The 845-nt window shown below is 49.1% G+C and carries 1 protein-coding gene; it reads right to left on the reverse strand.

Annotated elements, in window-relative coordinates:
• Positions 1 to 716 (reverse strand): AsmA family protein (locus KIV40_RS31235; RefSeq protein ID WP_285353184.1); only part of this gene is annotated, 716 nt, incomplete at its 3' end.
• Positions 717 to 845: the final 129 nt, after the last annotated feature.

Genomic DNA, 845 nt, shown 5'->3' on the forward strand with positions numbered 1-845 from the left:
AGTTGCTGAGTTTGTTGTTGACTGAGGCGCAAGCCATCGATGGTCACATTGATCAGTGACCACCCTGTCGGATATTGCTCTGCCTGACCTGAGATCTTAGCACCACGCCACTCAAACGATGCCCCGTAGAGTGTGCTGTCATGGGCTTTTAGATCTAGGTCGATCAAAAAATTATCCAAAGCCTCGTTCTGCCAAAAGATCTGCCCAGCTTTGAGCTGAATCTTTCCGTTGGGCAGCAGTTGCTGCGTGCTCGACCAATCTGGCTGCGCAATCTGGATATCAACGTCACGAGCGCTGTACTCAGGCGTTGAGAAGTCTAGGTTGTTGATCGCCAGCTGATGAAGGGTAATGTCTGGTTGAGAGAGGCGCTGTTTCAGGATTTCTAATTCAGGGCCTTGCCATTGAACGCCACTGATTAATAGCGAGTCGAGTTCGAGGCGAGCGGTGAGAAAGCTATTTGGGTTGAGCCATAGTTGGAGTTTGTCGATGTAGCTCGGTGATTCGCTTTCCGCGTTGAGCGTGATGCCTTGTAAGGTCAGCTCATAAGGGGCTTGATAATTGACATCTTCCACTGTGATTGAGTTGGCAGTGGTGTGCTTGAGCAAGAAATTCGCGATGTCAGTGCGGTACTGGGTCTGTAAACCAAGCAGCAGCGTTGCGACGGCTGCGACTAGGACAGATAACACAATCCCAACCACCATGATGACTCTTTTCATTCCTTGCACACCTTCCATTTCTTCGTTGCTCAAAATAGAGTGGAACAAAATAGGCGCTGCGGCAACAAAAAAGCCCCTCAAAAGAGGGGCTTGCTACAAAAATATCGTTTTTAAGAGAGCATCGGCTTA

It is taken from the genome of Vibrio sp. D173a (genome assembly GCF_030248475.1).